The 20,310-nt window shown below is 56.9% G+C and carries 17 protein-coding genes and 2 pseudogenes; 12 read left to right on the top strand and 7 right to left on the bottom strand.

What is annotated here, in order from left to right; translation table 11 throughout:
- Positions 1–188: 188 nt before the first annotated feature.
- The 8 genes and pseudogenes from VXL81_RS15095 to VXL81_RS15060 all read left to right on the top strand — a co-directional run bounded on the left by VXL81_RS15095 (position 189) and on the right by VXL81_RS15060 (position 6,914).
- Positions 189–1,283, top strand: a complete 1,095-nt coding sequence (locus VXL81_RS15095; protein WP_416554948.1) for a lytic transglycosylase domain-containing protein — start codon at positions 189–191, stop codon at positions 1,281–1,283.
- Positions 1,280–2,059 (top strand): type IV secretion system protein, encoded by a 780-nt coding sequence (locus VXL81_RS15090; protein WP_416554946.1) that lies wholly within the window; start codon positions 1,280–1,282, stop codon positions 2,057–2,059. The genes VXL81_RS15095 and VXL81_RS15090 overlap by 4 nt, the downstream gene beginning before the upstream one ends.
- Before the next feature lie 4 nt (positions 2,060–2,063).
- Positions 2,064–2,714, top strand: a complete 651-nt coding sequence (locus VXL81_RS15085) for a virB8 family protein (protein WP_260100782.1) — start codon at positions 2,064–2,066, stop codon at positions 2,712–2,714.
- A gap of 3 nt (positions 2,715–2,717) precedes the next feature.
- Entirely contained in the window at positions 2,718–3,413 is a 696-nt protein-coding gene (locus tag VXL81_RS15080; RefSeq protein WP_260100783.1) for a TrbG/VirB9 family P-type conjugative transfer protein, read from the top strand.
- A pseudogene (locus tag VXL81_RS15075) lies at positions 3,406–4,712 on the top strand (TrbI/VirB10 family protein). Before VXL81_RS15080 ends, VXL81_RS15075 begins: the two are co-directional and overlap by 8 nt.
- Before the next feature lie 2 nt (positions 4,713–4,714).
- Positions 4,715–5,725 carry an ATPase, T2SS/T4P/T4SS family gene (locus VXL81_RS15070; protein ID WP_416554944.1) on the top strand — a complete coding sequence of 337 codons (1,011 nt, stop codon included), beginning with the start codon at positions 4,715–4,717 and terminating at the stop codon, positions 5,723–5,725.
- Entirely contained in the window at positions 5,718–5,894 is a 177-nt protein-coding gene (locus VXL81_RS15065; protein ID WP_416554942.1) for a hypothetical protein, read from the top strand. Before VXL81_RS15070 ends, VXL81_RS15065 begins: the two co-directional genes overlap by 8 nt.
- Positions 5,895–5,915: 21 nt before the next feature.
- Positions 5,916–6,914 carry a type IV secretion system protein gene (locus VXL81_RS15060; protein ID WP_416554940.1) on the top strand — a complete coding sequence of 333 codons (999 nt, stop codon included), beginning with the start codon at positions 5,916–5,918 and terminating at the stop codon, positions 6,912–6,914.
- A gap of 108 nt (positions 6,915–7,022) precedes the next feature.
- Here the strand turns inward: VXL81_RS15060 and VXL81_RS15055 are convergent, their stop codons facing one another.
- The 5 genes and pseudogenes from VXL81_RS15055 to VXL81_RS15035 all read right to left on the bottom strand — a co-directional run bounded on the left by VXL81_RS15055 (position 7,023) and on the right by VXL81_RS15035 (position 12,020).
- On the bottom strand, positions 7,023–7,484 hold the full coding sequence (locus VXL81_RS15055; protein ID WP_416554938.1) for a hypothetical protein: 462 nt from the start codon (positions 7,482–7,484) through the stop codon (positions 7,023–7,025).
- Positions 7,485–7,786: 302 nt separating this feature from the next.
- Positions 7,787–8,578 (bottom strand): hypothetical protein, encoded by a 792-nt coding sequence (locus tag VXL81_RS15050; RefSeq protein WP_416554936.1) that lies wholly within the window; start codon positions 8,576–8,578, stop codon positions 7,787–7,789.
- Positions 8,579–8,604: 26 nt separating this feature from the next.
- A pseudogene (locus VXL81_RS15045) lies at positions 8,605–9,642 on the bottom strand (type IV secretory system conjugative DNA transfer family protein); the annotation flags it as partial.
- A complete protein-coding gene (locus VXL81_RS15040) occupies positions 9,635–11,443 on the bottom strand; it encodes a relaxase/mobilization nuclease domain-containing protein (protein ID WP_416554934.1) in 1,809 nt (602 codons plus the stop codon). The gene VXL81_RS15040 and the pseudogene VXL81_RS15045, both read right to left, overlap by 8 nt.
- Positions 11,430–12,020: a hypothetical protein gene (locus tag VXL81_RS15035; RefSeq protein WP_416554932.1), complete on the bottom strand. Its 591-nt coding sequence runs from the start codon at positions 12,018–12,020 to the stop codon at positions 11,430–11,432. The genes VXL81_RS15040 and VXL81_RS15035 overlap by 14 nt, the downstream gene beginning before the upstream one ends.
- Before the next feature lie 253 nt (positions 12,021–12,273).
- On the opposite strand from VXL81_RS15035, the gene VXL81_RS15030 reads away from it, so the two are divergent.
- A complete protein-coding gene (locus VXL81_RS15030) occupies positions 12,274–12,747 on the top strand; it encodes a CFI-box-CTERM domain-containing protein (RefSeq protein ID WP_096789473.1) in 474 nt (157 codons plus the stop codon).
- A gap of 88 nt (positions 12,748–12,835) precedes the next feature.
- Here VXL81_RS15030 and VXL81_RS15025 read toward each other — a convergent pair whose 3' ends face one another.
- Positions 12,836–13,039: a hypothetical protein gene (locus VXL81_RS15025; RefSeq protein WP_014880597.1), complete on the bottom strand. Its 204-nt coding sequence runs from the start codon at positions 13,037–13,039 to the stop codon at positions 12,836–12,838.
- Positions 13,036–13,914, bottom strand: coding sequence for an ArdC family protein (locus VXL81_RS15020; RefSeq protein WP_416554930.1), 879 nt, complete (start codon positions 13,912–13,914; stop codon positions 13,036–13,038). The genes VXL81_RS15025 and VXL81_RS15020 overlap by 4 nt, the downstream gene beginning before the upstream one ends.
- A gap of 593 nt (positions 13,915–14,507) precedes the next feature.
- Between VXL81_RS15020 and VXL81_RS15015 the strand changes: the two genes are divergently transcribed.
- The 3 genes from VXL81_RS15015 to VXL81_RS15005 are packed head-to-tail and all read left to right on the top strand — an operon-like array spanning position 14,508 to position 20,310.
- A complete protein-coding gene (locus tag VXL81_RS15015) occupies positions 14,508–17,780 on the top strand; it encodes a helicase-related protein (RefSeq protein ID WP_416554928.1) in 3,273 nt (1,090 codons plus the stop codon).
- Positions 17,777–18,463, top strand: coding sequence for a DUF4391 domain-containing protein (locus VXL81_RS15010; protein WP_416554926.1), 687 nt, complete (start codon positions 17,777–17,779; stop codon positions 18,461–18,463). Before VXL81_RS15015 ends, VXL81_RS15010 begins: the two co-directional genes overlap by 4 nt.
- Complete coding sequence (locus tag VXL81_RS15005; RefSeq protein ID WP_416554924.1) at positions 18,460–20,310, top strand: site-specific DNA-methyltransferase; 1,851 nt, start codon at positions 18,460–18,462, stop codon at positions 20,308–20,310. Before VXL81_RS15010 ends, VXL81_RS15005 begins: the two co-directional genes overlap by 4 nt.

The raw sequence follows: 20,310 nt of genomic DNA, 5'->3' as shown, positions 1-20,310 counted from the left end.
GCTGACCCTCACCCTTTTGACCCTGACAGCCTGCGCGGAATACCGGCCGTCGGAAGCAAAATGCTTCAATTCGTTTGCCGAAGTCAGCCGCAACAACTGTAATTTCGAGCTGCTCGGGCCGATTGGTGGTCTCGGTGAATAGGCACCGCCTCCATATCTTGGCGGGCTTAGTCTGTTTCGCCGCGCCAATGGCCTTTGCCCAAGGCGTGCCGACCTTTGATGCGGGCATGTTCCTGCAGCGTGAACGCGTGTTGCAGCAAGGCGAACAAGATCTGGCGCTGCAGCGGCATCGGTTGACCAAAGAAGATGAGCTTGAGGCGATTGAGCAAGAACAACTCCAAGCGCTAGAAGACATCCTCGATGCCGCGACGCTGTCCAGCGGGAACTCAGGCGAACTGGTCGCGAGCTTGGAAGCGGGTTCATCGCCTGAGAGCGCCGCAGAAACGCTTTACGGTCCGGTTGATCCGAATCCCGGCGCGGCCCAGATGTTCGGCGACGCCTCGGGCTCGATTGAAGAGCTGATCATTCGCGCAGCTCAGGAAACGCACCACATGTCCGGAGTGCGCGCAGCGGGCCTGTCGCCCAAGCAATGGCGCTGTCTTTTGCAGGCGCTGATCTGGCAAGAAAGCCGTTTCACCATCGGCGCGCGCTCCCCTGTCGGCGCATTCGGTCTGACCCAGATCATGCCCGGCACCGCGCAGGATCTCGGGATTTATCCGACCTACTATGAAAACCCCTACATCCAGGTCACCGGCGGGGCGCGCTATCTGGCGCAGATGCTGGCCATGTTTGACGGCAACATCATTCACGGGCTCGCGGCCTACAATGCCGGTCCCGGCAATGTGCAGCGCTACGGCGACGTGCCGCCATTTGCCGAGACCCAGCACTACGTTCAGGTGATCCCCGAGCGCTACAATCTCTACCTTACCCGCGTCGGCGGCGTCGATGCGCTCGGCACCATCGATCCTGTCTTGCTGGCCAACTCCACGATGAGCCTGACCTCTTTCGGCGCAGGGGTCTATGGCGACTACTCCTTGGTCTCCGTGCAAGCTGCCGCGCAGCGCGTACAGGACATCATCAGGCGTATTGGCGAAACCGACGACATTCACGCGGCCATGTCGCTCAACACCTATGCGCGGGCCGAACTCGCTCGCCTGATCGCGATCCGCACGCGCCTCAAGGCCGCCCATACCCGTCCACTCAGCGCCGCAGAGCTGGCCATGGCGGCCGCGCAGGCACGTGAACAAGACTTCATGCAATTCGATCTGGAGGCCCTCCGATGATCCGCTTTCTTTCAAGCATTTCCACTTGCGCGCTGTTGCTTGCCTCACCCGTATCTGCCCAAGGTGTTCCCACGGTCGACACACGCAACATCGCGCAGGAAATTCGTCAGCTGCAGCAGATGCTTGAAGATTTCGGGATCCAGACCGACCAGCTCGACACGCTTCTCGAGCAGCTCGATCTGGTGCAGCAGCAGCTAGACACGCTCAATGAGACCTATGCGGCCCTGACCGGCGCGACGGATATCATTGAAATGGCCATGGGCGGTGATCTCGACGGGCTGCTCGATCAAGAATTTGGCGATCTCCTTGGCACCATCCGGCAAATCCAGAGTGGCGATTTCACCGGCCTCATCGGCAACGCGGCCCCTCAGATGGAAGGCCGCATGACGCAAGCCCTGGAAGATGCAGGCTTTGACCAAGACAGCCTGTCCGACATGGCCAGCAGCGGCAATCCTGGTGCGGAACGCATCGCTAGCCAAGCAGGCACCGGAGCGGTGATGTCGGCTGCCGCCGAGAACAGCTATGAAGAGGCCGCGCAGTCCCTGGAACGGGTCGAACAGCTGGTCTCGCTGATCCCCGACATGGAAACGCTTAAGGAAGCCGTCGATCACAACACTCGCGTCACGGCCGAGTTGGCCATTGCTATGACTCGCATGTGGGAGCTCGAAGCCATTCAGACCGTCGGCGCGGGCCAATCTGGCGTGGTGGATGCCGCCACGCTGGCCGAAGAGCGCCGATATATGGACTTCACCATGCCAGACCTGCGCGCGGACTGATCCCATGAACAGCGAGGCAGAAATCATAGAAGAAGAGCTGGTCTACGGCGCACGACGACGCGAGCTCATGTGGCAGAAACTGGGGCTGACAGGCATGGCGCTTGGCATGGCAGGTTGCCTGGCCGCTGCTCTTGTCGCCCTGCTCGACGTGGACCCGCCGCCCATGATCGTGCCCTTTGATAGCGAAACCGGCATGGCCCTCCCCAATGCCATGGTTGAAGCGGTCTCACTCACGGAACGCCCCGCTATCATCGAGGCACAGGTCTACCGCTATGTCATCGATCGAGAAACATACAATCAGCTCGACAATGATGTGCGTGTGCGGCGGGTCCTGGACCAGTCGGACGGCGCAGCCGACGCTGGTCTGCGCGCGCTATGGACAAGTGGCCATGAGGCCTATCCGCCGGACAGCTACGGCACAGATGCCCGTCTTGATGTCGAGGTTCTGTCGATCACCCATATCAGCGCCAACCGTGCCCAAGTGCGTCTACGCAAGCGGCTCAACTCGCCGCGCGGCAGTCAAAACGGGCTCTTCACTGCAACGCTGATGTTTGAGTTTCGGCCCGAGAATAGCCGGTCAATTGACGACGTCTGGCAGAATCCCTTCGGCTTCACCGTCACCGAATACGCGATCCGCTCGGATCGTCTGGAGTAACCAATGTGCCGCCTGTTCCTGATCCTCGTCCTCTTTGTTCCGCTTGCTGGCACCGCCCATGCAGAGACACAGCCGCGCCAAGGCCCCTATGATGCCCGCGTCCGATTGGCCACCTATCAGGATGGGCAGGTCTACCGTATCCGCACCAGCCTGACCCATGTGACCAGCATTGAATTCGGCCAAGGTGAGACCATCCGCTCGATCATCGCGGGCGACACTGAAGGCTTCCTTTTGGACGGCGTGCCCGGTGGCCAGGCTTTTGCGATCAAGCCCGTCTCGCGCGGCGCGCATACCAACATCACCGTCTATACCAACCGGCGCAGCTATTATTTCAACGTCACTGAGGCGAGTTCGCCGACCTTCTACGTTATTCGCTTCACCTATCCTGAGGCGGCACCACGTCAATCTCGTGTGGCCGCAAGCCAACCTTCAAACCACGCCTATGGCGTCAGCGCACGGTCCGAAATCACCCCGCGCGAGATTTGGGATGACGGCACCTTCACCTATTTCCGCTTTGCCGCAAACGCGCCGCTGCCCGCGATCTTTCGCTGGTCGGCGGGCAATGAGCGCAGCGTAAATGCGCTGGCGCGGCCAGATGGCGTGATCCGCGTCTCAGGTGTCAGCGATCGATGGGTTCTCAGACTCGGCGAGGACGAGATCTGCGTCCAAGAGATGAGCGAGGCAAACCACGATGAGTGAAACAGCCGAGCTTAAGAAGCGCCTCGAAGCGCTTGAAGGCAAACCAAAAACTCAAAGGTACGACCGTCATTTGTCGCTGTTGCGTTGGGCATCTCGGTAATCGCCGCTCTCGGCGGCCTCTTGCTGTTGTTCACTGGCGGTTCTGAACCCGACAGCCTGGAAACGGCCTCGCCGGATGAATTCCAAGCGGCGGGTCCGGGGTTTGGTACGCTCGAGCCAACCCCTGCGCCAATTGACACAACCCCGCCGCCTGAGCCGGAACCAGACAGCGAAACAGAAGAGCTGCGCGCGCAATTGGACGCCATGCGGTCTGAGCTCGAAGCCCTGCGAAACGCACCTGCACCTGAGGCTCCTTCCATCGACACAGAAGCGCTCGATGGCCTGAGCGCAGAAATCGATGCCCTGCGCAGCGAGGCAGCAGCCACGCAAGCCGCCATGCGCGAAGAGTTGGAAGAACGTGCGCGACAAATCCAGCGTCTGCAGAACGATCTTGAGCTTGCGCGCCTTGAAACGCCGCGCGCACCTGCACCAACCGGCCCGACGGCCGAGGAGCTGCGCCTTCAGGAGCTCGAACGGCGGCGGCAAGCAGAGCTTGAGGAACTGCAAGCCCGTATCACCAGCCCAATCATCGCGTTTGGCGGCAGCGGCAATACGGAGACCGCGGCGCAGCAGCGGCGGCTTGATGGGGACACCGAATTTGTCCGCAATGGCGCTGAACCCGCTGAGGTGACGCAGGCCCAGTTAATCGTGAACCCGTCACACACGGTTGTTCAGGGGACGATGATCCAGGCCGTTCTGGAGACAGCGATCGACAGCTCGCTCGCCGGTCAGGTCCGCGCGATGGTGTCTGAAGATGTCCACGCATATGACGGCTCACGGATCCTGATCCCGCGCGGCGCGCGTCTGATCGGGCGGTATCAATCTGGTCTCGATATTGCGCAGCAACGCGTGACCATCGCCTGGGACCGGATCATTCTGCCCGGCAACCAGACGGTTGAAATCAGTGCTTTTGGTGGCGACCAACTGGGGCGCTCCGGCACGACCGGCTTTGTCGACAGCCGTTTTGGCACGCGGTTCGGGTCGGCCGCCCTGATATCCCTGATCGGAGCCTTGCCCGCCGTGGCAGCCCAGAACACCGAAGATGAGATCGCCTCGGATGTCCTTGAGGGCATTGGCGAAGACCTGCAAGACAACGCGCAAAGCGTGATTGGCGAATACCTCTCCGTCTCGCCCGTGATCTATGTCGACCAAGGAGCCCGCGTCACCGTGATGGTCGACCGCGATCTGGAGATCTTCTGATTATGGCGGCCAGCTATCTGCAAAGCTCGATGGACAATATCCCCGAGGCGCGTGATCCGAAGCTGATCGAGCTTTGCATCAACCCCGACGGCACGATGTGGGTGGAGTTTCAGGGTGATCACTTCATGAGGTCCCTCAGTCGTCGGCTCTCGCCCAATGAGATCAAAGACCTTGGCAATCAGATTGCTTCCGCCGCGAACACCACGCTCAGCCGGACCAAGCCCATCGTGTCGGTCAGCATCGCCTACCGTGACCGCCCGATCCGCGCGCAAGTCATACAGCCTCCGGCCGTTGATGGCGGACACGCAATCTCCCTGCGGTTCTTCGCCGACCTTCCATTGGACCAGATCAAACTGTCCTACCTGTTCGGCAAAGAACGCAGCAACGAGAGTGCAAGGCGCAAGCGCAATGCCGAACTGCGCGATGTCGTGGCCACCGGCGACATCGACGCCGCGATCAAGTTCTGTGTGACGCACAAGCTCAACATGATCGTCTCCGGCGGAACCTCCACCGGCAAGACCGTCACGGCGCGCAAGATCCTCTCCTACGTGCCCGGAGATGAGCGCATCATCACGATCGAAGAGGCCGCCGAGTTGCGTCCGACGCAGCCCAATGTCGTCACGCTGATGTCTGATCGCGATGAAGCCATGCGCAGAGCTGATGTCCTGCTGACCTCCACCCTGCGCATGCGGCCGGACCGCATCGTCTTGGGCGAAGTGCGCGGCAAAGAGGCCATGACCTTCCTTGAGGCTATAAACACCGGCCATGGTGGCTCTCTCACCACGCTGCACGCTGAAACGCCTCAGCTGTCGGTTCAGCGTCTCGCCATCGCCGCCCTGAAAACCGATGTGCCCATGACATACCAGGACATGAACGACTACATCACTCGCTCGATCGATGTGATTATCCAGGCCGGTCGCCATGAAGGCGCGCGCGGCATCACGGAATTCTATCTGCCGGTTGACCAAACCCAACAAATCGAGCCCCATTCAAAGGAAACAGCCCATGTTTGAATACAAGATTGAACTGATCAACACCGCCAAGACAAAGCCACCAAAAATCGAAGCTCAGCTGACCACCCTTGGTCAGGATGGTTGGGAGTTGGTCTCCGTCGTGCCGGATTTCGACGGCGAACACATCCTGAAGGCCTTCTTGAAGCGTCGCACTGGTGAGAGCACCTAAAGCCAACCCGAGGAGGATCCAATGGGCGTTGTCACCTGGATGGTTGAGACAACCGACAACTTTCTGGACGACGCGGCCCAAACCACATTTGGCAACGTCGCCGGTCAGCTTGGCGGCGTCATTGTGGTGGCCTCGACGCTCGCTGTCATCGGCGTCTTCCTCAACATGGTGTTTCAGTACAAGTCCATGGATGGGCGGACCGCCTTCTGGTTCGCCCTCAAGCTCATGCTCATCTCTCTGTTTGCGATGAACTGGGTCCAATTCAATGCCGTGGCTGGCGCCCTCATCAACGGGCTCGACCAGCTCGCGGGAGGCATGGTGGCAGGGCTTGGTGGCGGCGGTGCAGGTGCGTCCTACTTTGCCGAGGCCTTCGATGATCTCATCGAAGAGTTCAGCGACTACCTGAACGCGGCCGGTGACAACATGCATTGGATGGCCGGAGCGCTGATCGGCGCGATCGGCGCTTTCCTCCTTGGTGTGATCGGCGCGCTCTGCGGCCTTGTCCTGATTTTCGCGAAGATTATGCTGGCGTTCATGATCGGCATCGCCCCAATCATGATCGCGCTTTCGCTGTTCGATGTCAGCAAGGACTATTTCCACCGTTGGCTGTCCAGCACGGTATCCTATGCGCTCTACCCCCTCGTGATCGCGGGCGTGTTTTCCACTGTCGTCGGCATGTCACGTTCGTTGATGAGCGAACTCGGAGATCCCTCCGGAGCCAGCAACATTGGCGCGCTGGTGCCCTTCTTCATGATGATGTTTCTCGCAGGCGGCATGATTATCGCCACCCCGCTGATCGTCCGTTCAATCTCAGGCAATTTCATGATGGCCGGGCCGCCGAGCATTCCAGGCCCAGGCGGGTTTGCCAAAGGCTTGATCGGCACCAAGGGGTCACGGGCGCGAGCAAGGTTTGGAACAAGGTCAAATGCGGAGATCGCCGGGGCTAGGATGCGCCAGGCTAGCGCTACGACCGTTTCACTGGTTCAGAGGGTCGCTGAACGGGCCAAACGCTTAGAGTGAAATCGGCCGTTTCCACCATTCATAACATGTGCAGGCTCTGCATTGCAGATTTGCCAAAAGCTATCTTTGGCTGGGGGTACATTCCCCCCAGCCAAAGGTTGGTCTAGCTTAAGCTTCCGCGTTTCGATCTGCTTGCACGGCGAGATCGATTACGTGATGGACCAAAAACGCCTCGATCAAAGACAGGGCGTATTCGCTATCAATTGGAAGCATATCAGCGCTTAAATGGTGATGATCGACGTACTCTACCGCATCCCAGAGCCGCCGCGGTTCCACTGGGTTATCGGGCTCAATCCGACTTATCACCATTTCAAATGTGCTGTTGGCCAGCTCTATCGCTTCTCTACGGTAGCCGTCATCGACTGGCAGCGAAGTGATCTGATAGCCTTTCCGAGGTCGCGCATTCGGCTTTGGCTTCTGCGCTTCATAGTCGCGGATTAAGAGCCCCCAACTCGCATAGCCTTCTTCGTTGGCGATACGCGCATACGCTTGATTGAGCGGGATATCCTCAGAGCGGCGCAACAGCCTTGCCTTGCGCTTAAGTTCATTGATCGGTGCAGATAGGTTCATTTGAGTTTCTCCTATTGCGAGCAAAAATACACAATCCCTCCTTATGTGTGCGCTCGAACAGAAAAAGCTCTATTTCAAACCCTGCATGCTGAATACTTTACCGTCGGAGGGGGGAGGCTGGGGCGGCAGCTCAAACCAGAAATACGTTGTCACAAGATGGGTTTCAAGTGCTATCGCCACTTAACAACCTCCATTTTTCAAGCGCGAAAGCCCGCACGAAGCCCTCCCGCGTCATTCGTGGGCGGAGCAGTATTTCAACTGCCGCAAGTACGAAACCATCGCTTCTGCTCGACGTGCTCAACTCAACGCCGCAGTTCTTCCACAACACTTTGGAAATATGCTGGGAACGCATCGAGAACCGCATTCAACTCGTCTTGCTGAGCGCGGCAAACACGCCGGACACCATGGCGATCGTTTATGTCACCAAATGAGGTTGCCAGTGCCTGAGCAACCACGCGATCCTTGAAACCAGCTTCATAAAAGGCGAGCGCTGTTGTGTTGCTCAGTCCATTCTTTATCTGCCGCTGAAGCAACAGCAGCTGTTCGTGGAGGGCTGGATCTCGAGGTTCAACGAGGTCGGCAATCGATGCCACGACCATTGCGAGATCGAACCCAAAACCGCCTTCGCAGATGGCTACTACATGGTTTGCTGTAATATGCCGATTGCTAGTCCGAACATTGGCAGCACGCAGCGCCTGCCCAATAGTGTCAAATGACTCACCAGCCATCCATGCCTTCAATGTGGGCAGGATTTGGTTTTGGTCAGTGAGCTTTGTCAGGGCTTTGGAGGTGACGTATTGACGGACCTCCGCAAAGACTGCATCGACAAGTTCACCACGTTCTGCCGCATCCACAAGCGTTTGAATGTTAGCGTTTGTCCAATCACGTAGAGCAAAAACGTCTGCAGGTGGAAGTGGAGATTTTCTGATCAAAGCGCGTAGCGCATCGTCACCAGCTTCCTTGATAGCTCTCCCAGTCATGTGGAAAACTTCGAGAAGGTTTTCGCGCGTGGCTTCGTCAGCCAAGTGCCATGCCAAAGTGTTGCAGGTCAGTTCGTCGATCCGTTCGCCTGCTTGGTCGCTCGAAAAATCCACGTAAGCCGCTAGATAGGTGGCGATGCGCTGAATGGCGCGTGCGCGATCGGCGACGAAAGTTTTGAATCTATCGCGGTCGCCCGATCGATGGCGGGGTTCGACCATTGCTTGAGGCCCGAGGTCATGAGAAGCGACAGGTAAGACGTCAGCGTGTCGTTGTTGGTCGAGGCCATGCGCATGAAAATCAGCTTGGCGGCTGGATTGACCACCTCGTCTGCACGGCGGCGGTACTCTTTCTGCTTGTCTCCGCCTGATGCGGTGATGCGATAGATCTCGCCCAGGGTCGGCCGCTTTCGCTCGAACGCTAAAAGCCCTGCCGCCACGAACAGATCGATACCGCCATCGAGGAGCCCTTGGACGCGGTCGTTATCTGCTTGCAGAAACAGCGAGGCCAGGAGTTGCAGCTCCATCTGTTGGCGGTCGACGTTTTTCAGCGCCGATATTCGCAGCAAAGGATTGTACCGGTGCGAGCGGCCGTCCTTCCAATCAGTGGGCGCAAACCGGAACACCTTGTCGCCTTGCGCGGCCCTATGGCGCGCCGTCGCCTCGAAATTTTCTCCCTTCACGTCCAACACCACCGCGCTGCCCTGATAGGTCAAAAGGTTCGGAATCACGAAACCCGTGGTCTTGCCACGCCCGGTCGGAGCTACGATTAAAGCATGAGGGAACACCTTAGACATCACGAAGGGTTTGCGACCCTTGGGCTTACCCATTTTGCCGAGAATAAAGCCGTGGCCAGGCTTGCCGAAGAAACCGTTTCGCTTCATCTCGGACATTTGCTGCCAGTGGGTTTCCCCAAATTTGGTCAGCGCATCGTTCATCAAGACCGCACTGAGTAAAACACCGGCACCGGTGCTGATCCCCACGATCAGGTGAACAATCTGCATATCGGCCGGATGGGTCGTTCGGAGAACCCCATAGCTGCGTGCCAACATTAGAAAATCGATGTCCGCCCCGACCCCGAACCAGCGGAACGTCAGAAAGGCCGACGCCAGAACATAGCCCAACACCGCTCCCAGAAGAGCGAAGCTCATGACGCCGAGTGCGATCCGCGTCTTACCCATGCGTCAGGCCCTTTTCGCCGTCGGCATCGACTTGCCGCTCGCGTTGAACATCAATTTCTTCATTGGCGATCTCGTCGAGGACGTGCTCCATGGCCACGCTGTTCGCCAGAGCTGCATCGCTCTGCAGATAGGCCTTAGCCGCATAGAGCCGGTCCAGGCGGTCTTCGATATGTTCCTCCAGCACAGTCTCATCGCCAATTGCCAAGTCCGGGGTGTTTTCTTCACCGGCCAGATCCTCCAGTTCGGCCCTCAAGGTCTCGCGCTCCAGATCGCTGCGGAATGGATCTGCGGTTGGGTCGTCCCTCATACGGCTCAGGATTTCAGCAGTGATCGGCGGAAGCCGGTCGGTGATGGCTTCCTGCCGGTCAGACTCCACCACTCCACTGTCCTTGAGAACTTCAGCATCGGCCAACATACGACCCAGATCACTGTGCACCTGGTCAAGGCGGTCGATCGCTTTCTCGAGCTCATCAGCGCGTGACAGGTCAAAGCCGTCCTTCTCGGCAATCAACTTCAGATCCTGTCCGAGCCATTGCCGCTCGAGCGCGGCATTGCCCGCGCCGATTTCTACGCGACGCGTCACCTCCTGCGCGTCAATACCGGTGCCTTTCAAGGCCTGCTGAAGACGTTCTGCCAGAGCTGGATCCCGCAAATCGCCTAGGACCTCGGCCCGTATATTCGTGGCCGAATAGATCCCACTTTTGGACGCGTCTTCGAGCAAAGTGTGGGACTGCGTTCCCATTGGGCTCAGATGTGACAAGGAGCGATAGATGTCGTTCAGCTCATGCTCGAGCGCCGCGCGCCGCTCTACAGGCGCGTCCGCCACAATGCGTTCGGCTTGGTTGATCTTGTCGTGAAAGGCATCCACGACCTCATCAAACGAATGCTGTTCTTCGGCCATGCCATATACCTTTCCATCTGCTTCAATCGGTTTGCCCTGCGCCAAAAGCATCGCGGCCTTGTCCAAAGCTGCTGCAATGTCATGCTGGTTCTCGCGCGAGGCCTCGGCCGCTAGGCCGCGATAAAGCCGCGCGTTCTGGGCGAATTCAGCCAAGGCACGGTCAAGCTCTGCTCCCACGCGCTCTCGTTCGGTCGGCTTCTGCCCCGTAGCTTCCGCGAGACGTTGATCCACGTCGCTTGGCCTCTTCGTCGTGATCCCACGCTCGAGCTTTCGCGTCGCCTCAAGGCGCAGCCCATAGCGTTCCGACACCTCCACCATTGCCTCGCGAAAACTGTCGTAGTTGAAATGGTGCCCTTCTTTCAGAAAGAAGAATTCACCGTCCTTGCTGCGCCGGTTCAGGACGATATGGGCGTGTGGGTGATCCCGGTCCTCATGCACGGCGGCGATGTAGTCAAAGTGGCTGCCTTCACCCTGAAAGAACCGCTCGCAGATCTCGCGCGTGATCTCGGCAACATCCTCACCGCGCGTGCCAATCGGGAAGGCCATCAATAGATGAGAAGTGTGCCCGAGCTTTGGGTGGAATCCCTCATTCCACTGCGCTGAAAATCGGCGCGTGACCTGCTCGATCTCTTTGGCTGACAGGACGCTTTGGCCGTCATAGGTACCACGGCTGTCAATGATAAAGCTCGACTTGGTGGTCAGGTATTCCAGCTGGTTGCGCAGCTGCGTTTTGTTGTGTGTGCCGCCGTCGCGAATGGCTTTGAAAATCGCGGGTGAATGCCCCATCGCCGCCCGGGCCATCTGCTTCGCGCGGGCGCGCGGGACGCTGCCGCGAATGCGGCTCCAGTCGCGATCAAAGAAGGCCTCCTGAGCGGCGGCAATGGCACTATTCCGGGCCACCGGCAAAGCCTCCCAGAACGCGGGCAACCTCGCCGGACAATGCACTTCGACGACGCTGCGCCATGTCTTGAACCTGGTCGGCGATATCGAAGATCAGCCCGGCCAAGGCGCGCACCTGGCTATGGGAAGAGTTGCCATAGGGCGGCGTCTTGCCCTGGCGCTTTGCCTCGTTCAGGCGCTGCGCAATTTGGTTGATGTTGTTGCCGGTGCGATTGAGCGAGGCCGATAACCCCTGCATCTGGTTGGCCAGTTCATCGTCGGGAACAAAGAGATCGTTTGAGGCATGGATCAACCGCCGCAGCCCCTCCGCCCGGCTGGCGATATCATGCCGCGTCAGCACGGCATCAAAGCCCGCCAGCTCCTTTGGCGTCAGCCGGACATTCACCAGTTCGGAGCGCACTCGCGCATCAAGCTTGCGGCTTTGATCGGCCTTCAACGTGTAGAAGATGCTGCGGGGCGTGACGCCGAATTCACGGGCCAGATCCTCGATCGACACCCCTTCGGCACGCTTGCGCACGATGGCAAAACGCTGGTTCTGCGTCAGTCGCTTGTGCGGTGGTGCGCGTGGTCGGCCCATGTGAAGTAATCACCCCTATTTCTTGCCAGCATCATACAGGCAGCCCCGTTATGGCATTTCAACACAGTTGATGCAATATTATAATATTGCATCAACTACCTGTATTCCGTTTGGAGCAGCCATAGCTGCGACCCAACAGCTGGTGAGTAATGTGCCATCCACGTCGATGCCTGTCGCCAACGAAACGGTTGTCATCGGGCACGTTTCTTTCGATGATGAGCCCAATTGAATTAGTTTTTCACAGGAGTTCGAATTGTCAAAATCGCCCAACAAGACCGGTGGTCCGGTCGTCAAATCCGGTCCAACCAAAGGTAAGAACCGCTCGCGAAATGATGATGGACGCTGGCGCAAAAAACGTGCCGACACGGGCAAATCTCGGGGATCGAAAAGCGGCAGCGGCAAAAGTGAAAAGTCAGGTTGCTTCCTAACAACTGCAGCGTGCCAATACAAAGGCCTCCCCGACGACTGCGATGTTCTAACAACAATGCGCAGCTTTCGCGACAATGTACTGATGCGTACCGAAGAAGGAAGCAACTTGGTTGCTCAGTACTATGAGCGAGCACCCAGCCTTGTTCCCCTCTTTGAGGATCCAAAAATTGCAGATCTTGCATGGCATCAAATCTGCAAGATATCGGATTTGATTAAAGCCGAACGGAACGCTGAAGCCGTTGCCGTTTATCACGAAATGGTCGTTTCACTTGAGCGTGAGAACGCACCGCTCAAATAGCCCACAACACAGCCCTAGCAGCAATGTTCGAGAAAACGGCAGTGAACGCGGTTGCTCGCGTCCCCTGCTGCTTTGATGTCTTCCAAGGTCATCGCAACGCCTCCTCAAGGATTGCGAGAGCCCCAAGACAATCGTCTATATAGGGCTGCTCCTCACCGTCCAGATCGTTCAGCTCCAGCCGGTTCAACACTGCGTAAAGCGTGGCGCGGGCCTCACGGGCGGCGCTTCGCAAGCTGACGGTATCTTCCAGACGCGCGGTCGCGAAATCATCGCTGTGATAGTCTGGGGTCATGCTGCCACCTCCTTGCTTTGACCTGCTGCTTGCAAAGCAAAGTCTGTGGCTTTCTGCGCTTCAGATGCCGCACGAAAAATCGCCCGTTTGTCCTCTTTGAGCGCTTTCAACCACCCTTCAACGTAGGCGGCGCTTTGGTCGAATTCCGGCGCGACGCCAATCTGAGCACCAAGAAAACAAGCGCCAATGTCTGCGACCAGTTCTTCAAAGGCATAGGCTTCACGATTTGCGACCTTCTTGATCCGCTCCAGCCGCTTTTCGCTGCCGGTCCAATGGATCACCTCATGGGCCAACGTCCCATAATAGCCTGCCGCATCGTGAAAGGTGGCAATCGGCGGCATGTGGATGTGATCTTTGGCGGGGCTGTAATAGGCGCGCGGGTCATCGCTGGTGAGGATCTCCGCTCCCGTTCGGCTGAAAAACGCCTCAAGCTCTGAATCTTCCGCCGTCCCAAGGTCGCGCGGGGCCTCGGGCCGGATGTAGTAATCCTCCGGCAAGCCCTCGATCTGATCCGCATTGAACACACGATAGGCGCGCGCATAGGGAAACTCTTCCTCGATGCCCAATTCGTTCTCTCTGGTGAACGTCCCGTATTTGACCACGGTCGACGACGTTTCACCTTTGCGGACTTGTCCGCCCAGCTCCTGCGCCTGTTTGTAGGTCATCCAGCGACTGGACACATAGCCATGTTTGGCCGCCATGACCCAGAGCATCAGGACATTAATCCTGCGATACTCATCGCCGTTGTGTCGGGTCGGCAAGGCAACGCCGGACGCGCTTCCGGTCCACGGCTTACGCCAAGGCGGCGTGCCCGCCTCGATTTCTGCAATAATGGTGTCGGTGACATGGGCATAAACATCAAACTTCGGTGCCATTTGTGGCCTCCTCGATCAAAGTGACGCGGGTGAGGCTTCCTGCCCCCTTCCGCCGATGGGCTGCGCCTCGGCCACCTGGTCTGACCGAATACGCATGTATTCGGCGGAACAGAGTGGGAGAGGGCAAAGCCCGACCCACGGCCCTGAACGGGGCTGTCAATCGGCCACATTTGCGAAGAAAATGTCTGCGCCAAAATCAGACGCCAGTTTGCCCCGCGAGGAATGGCTCGCCCGCGAGACAGGGGAAATTGGTGGCTGATTTTGGGGATGGACTATGGTTGACCGCCACGGTCAGGGATGTTGGGCGGACCAAACAAAAGGAATGATGCCTGGACCGGGGTGAGCGGGCCAACGGCCCGTTGAGCCTCGGTGTAGTCTACTGGGAGATGTTGCCCGCGCGATTAGGCGTGGGCTCGAAACAAGACGAACATCAGCTTGGCGTGTCGCAACGACCTGTTGCGGCACTTCTGATCGTCAAACAGCCTTGGCGATGATCCGAAAGATAATCCGTGTACATAGGTTGAATTTGGGCTGTGAACACAGGTCGTTACACGATACGTTTACAAAAAACCGTTCGAATTCAGGGCAATCTTTTGAAAATCATCGACAACATTTCTGTCCTCTTGGGAGATGAACTGAAAGCAGGGTCCGAAGCCGGTGCGAAAATACGGGTGGCGGCCAGTTGCTTCTCAATCTTTGCATATGAAGCACTGCGGAATGAACTGGAAAGCGTCAAAGAGCTCGAGTTCATACTGACAGATCCGACGTTTATTCCGAACGAAGCTCTCGGGCGTTCAAGGAAAGAGAAACGAGAGTTCTTTATCCCGAAACAGCTTAGAGAAACTGCGCTGTACGGCACAGAATTTGAAATTCATCTTCGGAACAAATTGACCCAAAAGGCCATTGCAAAACAGTGCGCGGACTGGATCCGGAGGAAAGCCACCTTTAAATCCAACGCTACTGACGCCCCGATGCAGCAGTTCGCGACCATCGAAGCGAGCAAAGGAAACAAGGTTTTCTCGCCTATCAGTGGGTTTTCAGCCGTCGACTTGGGCTACCAGCCTGGCAACGCTGTTTCGAATTTCACGCATGCCTTCGAGGACGACCTTTCGGCAAAAACTTATCTTTCGTTGTTTGATCAAGTCTGGGCAAACCCCGCAAACGTTCAAGATGTGACGGATCAAGTCCTTCAGCACATTGAGGCCGTCTACCAAGAGAATTCGCCGCAAAGAATTTACTTCCTGATCCTGTACAACATCTTCAGGGAATTCCTTGAGGAGGTTGATGACGATGTGCTTCCCAACGACCAAACTGGATATCTGGATAGTCTCGTCTGGAATAAGCTATTTAACTATCAACGAGATGCTGCCACTGGGGTCATCAACAAACTGGAAACGTACAATGGCTGCATCCTTGCGGACAGTGTTGGCCTAGGAAAGACTTTCACCGCGCTTGCGGTAGTCAAATATTATGAACTACGGAACAAATCTGTTCTGGTTCTCTGCCCCAAAAAACTCGCCGACAATTGGCGCAACTATAATACGAACCTTAAGACAAACCTATTTGCAGCCGACCGCTTCAACTACGACGTCCTCTGTCACACCGACCTCTCCAGAACATCGGGCGAGTCACTGGGCATCCCACTAGACCGGGTCAATTGGGGCAACTATGATCTGGTCGTCATCGATGAGTCTCACAACTTCCGAAATAACGATGTCTACAAAGATCGGGAAACTCGCTACCAGAAGCTGATGAACAAGGTCATCAGATCCGGTGTGAAGACAAAGGTTCTGATGCTTTCCGCGACCCCCGTTAACAACAGGTTCACCGATCTTCGCAACCAGCTCGCATTGGCCTACGAAGGGCATTCGGACACGTTGAGCCGAAACCTGAAGACCAAGTCTAGTGTTGAAGAGATCTTCCGAAAGGCCCAAACCGCCTTCAACTCGTGGTCTGAGCTTCCCCCAGCGGAACGCACTGCACAATCCATTCTTAGAGCGCTGGATCTTGATTTTTTTGAGCTCTTAGACTCGGTGACGATTGCGCGTTCTCGCAAGCATATCGAGCAATTCTACGACACGGCCGACATCGGGCAATTCCCCGAGCGTAAAAAGCCAATCTCCCATCACCTGCCGATCACGTTCCGCGAGGATGTCGTGGGGTTCGACGAGATATATCGCGACTTATCCCTGCTAAAAATGGCTGTCTACGCGCCGGTGAACTACATCCAACCGAGCCGCCTTAGGAAATATGAAGAGCTCTACGACACCAAGACAGAAGGCTCCAAAGGTACGCTGCGCCAGGCCGATCGCGAGCGCAGCCTGCAAGCGCTGATGACGACGAACCTTCTGAAGCGCCTAGAAAGTTCTGTAGAGGCATTCCGTCTCACATTGGGTGCGCTCGACCGAAACATTGGCGCTATGCTGGAGGCCATCGACCGGTTCGAGGCGAGTGGCGGCAATGGCAGGATCGAAGACGTCTTCAATGACGTGGACAACTTGGATACCGACGATGACGACCTGTCGGGACTTGGCGAATTCACAATCGGCAAGAAGATCCAAATCGACCTCGCGGATATGGATATCCCGACGTGGAAAGCTGACTTGGGCGCTGACCGCGAGCTCATCCACGGCCTTTTGACTGAGATGGAAAAGGTTGGCGTTGAAGAGGACGCCAAGCTGCAGCACCTTATCGACATCATCAAAAAAAAGATGACCTCGCCCCTGAACCCAGGCAATCGCAAGGTTCTGATCTTCACCGCTTACGCTGACACCGCCGAATATCTTTATCGCCACGTCGCGCCCGCCCTTAAAGGCGCGATGGGATCCGAGACGGGCATTGTCACAGGCTCAGGGAACCCCAAGACGACCTTGAAGCCTCACTATGACTTCCAGTCGGTTCTGACCCTTTTTGCCCCAAGGGCGAAAGAGAAGGCGCTGATCATGCCGGAGGTGCCAGAAGAGCTGGACATTCTGATCGGCACCGACTGCATTTCCGAAGGGCAAAACCTTCAGGACTGCGACTACCTGATCAACTACGACATCCACTGGAACCCAGTGCGCATCGTACAGCGCTTTGGCCGGGTCGACCGTATCGGCTCTCCAAACTCCGCCATTCAGCTGGTCAACTACTGGCCCGACATCTCGCTCGACGAGTACATAAACCTCAAGGAACGCGTTGAAAACCGGATGCACATCGTCGACCTTACTGGCACCGGTGAAGACAACGTGCTGACGGCGAAAAGCAGTGACGTCGCCTACCGCAAGGACCAGCTACAGCGCCTGCAGGAAGAGGTGATCGAGCTCGAAGATGTGAAAACCGGCGTCTCCATCACAGACCTGGGCCTGAACGACTTCCGCATGGATCTGCTGAACTACACCAATGAACATGGCGATCTGGCGGGCCAGCCCAAGGGCCTGCACGCCATCGTCCCGTCCAACCCCGCGAAAGGCCTGCAGTCTGGTGTGATCTTTGCCCTGCGCAACATCCACCCTGATGTGAACGTCAACCAGCAGAACCGTCTGCACCCCTACTATCTGATCTACCTCGACAACGATGCGAGCGTCATCGCCGACCACACCGAGGTGAAGCGCCTGCTCGACCTGATCCGCTCCAGTTGCAAGGGTCTGGACAAACCGATCAAGGCACTCTGCGATGCCTTCAACGCGGAAACCAAGGACGGGCGCGAGATGGGCAAATATTCCGAACTGCTCAGCGACGCGATCAAATCCATGATCGAGGTGAAGGAAGAGCGCGACCTCGACAGCCTCTTTTCCGGTGGGCACACAACGGCGCTGACCCACACCATCGCGGGGCTTGATGACTTTGAACTGCTCGCTTTCATCGTCGTGAGGGACGCTGCATGACCGCGCTCTACGACTATCCCAAATCGACGCTCCTGAAACGTGTCGTGCCCAAAACGCGGATCTATGACCGGGTTCAGGCCACCACCACGCTCAAGGACAAATTCGTCGCGCAGGTCGATCAGATCACATGGCGGGCCAAGCTGGCCCCGGAAACCATTAACCTGCCCGCCACCAAATCTGTGCCGGAAATTCAGGTGTTCCGCGTCACGCTCAAATCCGACTCAGTGCACGATGACGTGCTCAAAGGCATCGACCGCGCCATCCCTTTTCCGATCCTGTTCGAGCTGGAACAGGACGGCCAGATCCAAATCGCCGCCGCCCACAAACGCCCGTCAGAGGCGGATACGGCAAAATGGGTGCTCTCGGACTATCTGCGCTCGGACTGGTTGCCGATCGATACGCCCCGCAGCCCATTGCCAGTGGCGCTGAACCTTGGCGTGCTTTATGAACAGATCCTGACGGCGCTTATGCCGATTGTGCCGCAAACGGCGGAATCCTTGAGCGCGCGGATGGACCGGACGCACGCGCTAAAAACCAAAGAGCGTGAGATCAGCCAGCTGAAATCCAAGTTGAAACGCGAGACGCAATTCAACATCAAAATGACACTGCACGGTCAGCTGCGTGAGGCGCAGGCAGACTTCGAGCATCTGAAAAAGCCGGAAAAGGCAGAGGGACGAGAATGAGTGACGAGATCGAAAAGCTGAAAATGCACAGCCCTGACCTGACGCAGGACAATATCGCCAAGATCCGCGCGCTCTTCCCCGGCTGCGTGACCGAGGCGGCGGGTGAGGATGGCAAGTTGCGCCTGGCGGTGGATTTCGACCAGCTGAAGCAGGAATTGTCGGACAGCATCGTCGAGGGGCCGCAGGAACGCTATCACCTGAACTGGCCGGGCAAGCGCGAGGCACTGATCACCGCCAACGCCCCCATCGCCAAAACCCTGCGCCCCGCGCGGGATGAAAGCGTGGATTTCGACACCACCCAGAACCTGTTCATCGAAGGCGACAACCTTGAGGCGCTCCAGTTGCTTCAGAAAAACTATCTTGGGTCAGTCAAATGCATTTACATTGATCCACCCTACAATACGGGTGGTGATTTTGTTTACAAAGACAATTTCAAAGAAACGGCTGCAGAATTCATGGAGACCGCCGGTCAGAAAGATGAATTGGGCAACCGCTTGGTTGCAAACAAGGAGTCAAACGGCCGGTTCCACTCTGATTGGCTCAGCATGATGTATACTCGCCTTAAAGTAGCTCAGCGTTTGTTGGCCCCAGATGGTTTCATTTTTCTTTCGATCGACAATAACGAAGTTCACAATCTGAAATCAGTCTGCTCAGAAGTGTTCGGACATGAGAACTTCAGAAACATGATTGTAGTTCGTCGCGGGGTGAAAAACGTCCAATCTCAGTTCGAAGACATTTCTGACCTTGCGTCTGGTCACGAGTACATTCTGTGCTACAGCCGCAGTCCAGATACCCGCATGCCTAAGCTCCAGCACATTTCCGAAGAAGCTCAGGCTGGCAAGTGGGACACCTTCTGGCGCGGAACTGATCGTCACACTATGCGCTATGATCTTTTTGGCCAGACGCCTGAAACTGGCCAATGGCGCTGGAGCAAAGATAAGGCTGCAACTGCCGCTAAGAATTACAACGAATATCTGGAGGCTCCAGAACCAAAGCCGTCATTGGACGATCACTATTTGCACCAACTGCAAGCGACAAATGTCAAACTGGATTTTGTAAGGCTGAATGATGATGGGGTGGTGCAATACTATGTGCCGCCTCGAGACTATAAGCTTATGAGCGATAACTGGATGGATATTACGCTCAAGGGAAATTACATCGGTTTTGACACCGAAAAGCACGTTGGAATGATGCGACGGATAGTTGACTGGCTCGGAGTTGAAGATGGAATATTCCTAGATTTCTTTGCCGGAAGTGGTTCCACAGGCCATGCAGTAATCCAAAGCAATGCGCAGCTTGGAAGAAATAGCCGGTATATCCTGGTTCAACTTCCAGTCGTCGCCGAAGATCGCGACTACGAAACGATCTCAAGCCTAACCAAAGAAAGGCTTCGCAAAGCTGGTTCTGAGGTTCGGGAAGCCTTTCCAGAGACATCTACCGATGTCGGCTTCCGCGTGCTCAAGATCGACAGCTCCAACATGGCCGATGTGTTCTACACGCCGGATCAGACCTCTCAGGCCGATCTGCTTTCCCGCGTGGACAACGTCAAACCAGACCGCACGGTCGAGGATCTGCTGTTCCAAGTCCTGCTCGACTGGGGCGTTGACCTGACCCTGCCCATACGCCGCGAGACCGTGCAGGGCAAAACCGTCTTCTTCGTCGATGACACCGCCCTGATGGCCTGTTTCGACGATGGCATTTCCGAGGATTTGGTCAAAGAGCTGGCAGGCCACTCTCCCATGCGGATCGTATTCAAGGACACAGGTTTCGCCGACGATCAGACCAAGATCAACGTGCGCCAGATCTTCAAAGCCATGTCGCCCGACACAGACGTGAAGGCGATTTGA

Source organism: Phaeobacter sp. JH204B (assembly GCF_048055755.1).
GTDB classification, from domain to species: domain Bacteria; phylum Pseudomonadota; class Alphaproteobacteria; order Rhodobacterales; family Rhodobacteraceae; genus Phaeobacter; species Phaeobacter bryozoorum.
This window is presented reverse-complemented; position numbering and strand designations above follow the sequence as displayed.

Excerpts from the sequence above, each read along its gene's own strand:
- VXL81_RS15095 (WP_416554948.1), top strand. The coding sequence starts at position 189 with ATGGCCTTTGCCCAAGGCGTGCCGACCTTTGATGCGGGCATGTTCCTG.
- VXL81_RS15090 (WP_416554946.1), top strand. The coding sequence starts at position 1,280 with ATGATCCGCTTTCTTTCAAGCATTTCCACTTGCGCGCTGTTGCTTGCC.
- VXL81_RS15085 (WP_260100782.1), top strand. The coding sequence starts at position 2,064 with ATGAACAGCGAGGCAGAAATCATAGAAGAAGAGCTGGTCTACGGCGCA.
- VXL81_RS15080 (WP_260100783.1), top strand. The coding sequence starts at position 2,718 with ATGTGCCGCCTGTTCCTGATCCTCGTCCTCTTTGTTCCGCTTGCTGGC.
- VXL81_RS15070 (WP_416554944.1), top strand. The coding sequence starts at position 4,715 with ATGGCGGCCAGCTATCTGCAAAGCTCGATGGACAATATCCCCGAGGCG.
- VXL81_RS15065 (WP_416554942.1), top strand. The coding sequence starts at position 5,718 with ATGTTTGAATACAAGATTGAACTGATCAACACCGCCAAGACAAAGCCA.
- VXL81_RS15060 (WP_416554940.1), top strand. The coding sequence starts at position 5,916 with ATGGGCGTTGTCACCTGGATGGTTGAGACAACCGACAACTTTCTGGAC.
- VXL81_RS15055 (WP_416554938.1), bottom strand. The coding sequence starts at position 7,484 with ATGAACCTATCTGCACCGATCAATGAACTTAAGCGCAAGGCAAGGCTG.
- VXL81_RS15035 (WP_416554932.1), bottom strand. The coding sequence starts at position 12,020 with ATGGGCCGACCACGCGCACCACCGCACAAGCGACTGACGCAGAACCAG.
- VXL81_RS15025 (WP_014880597.1), bottom strand. The coding sequence starts at position 13,039 with ATGACCCCAGACTATCACAGCGATGATTTCGCGACCGCGCGTCTGGAA.
- VXL81_RS15020 (WP_416554930.1), bottom strand. The coding sequence starts at position 13,914 with ATGGCACCGAAGTTTGATGTTTATGCCCATGTCACCGACACCATTATT.
- VXL81_RS15010 (WP_416554926.1), top strand. The coding sequence starts at position 17,777 with ATGACCGCGCTCTACGACTATCCCAAATCGACGCTCCTGAAACGTGTC.
- VXL81_RS15005 (WP_416554924.1), top strand. The coding sequence starts at position 18,460 with ATGAGTGACGAGATCGAAAAGCTGAAAATGCACAGCCCTGACCTGACG.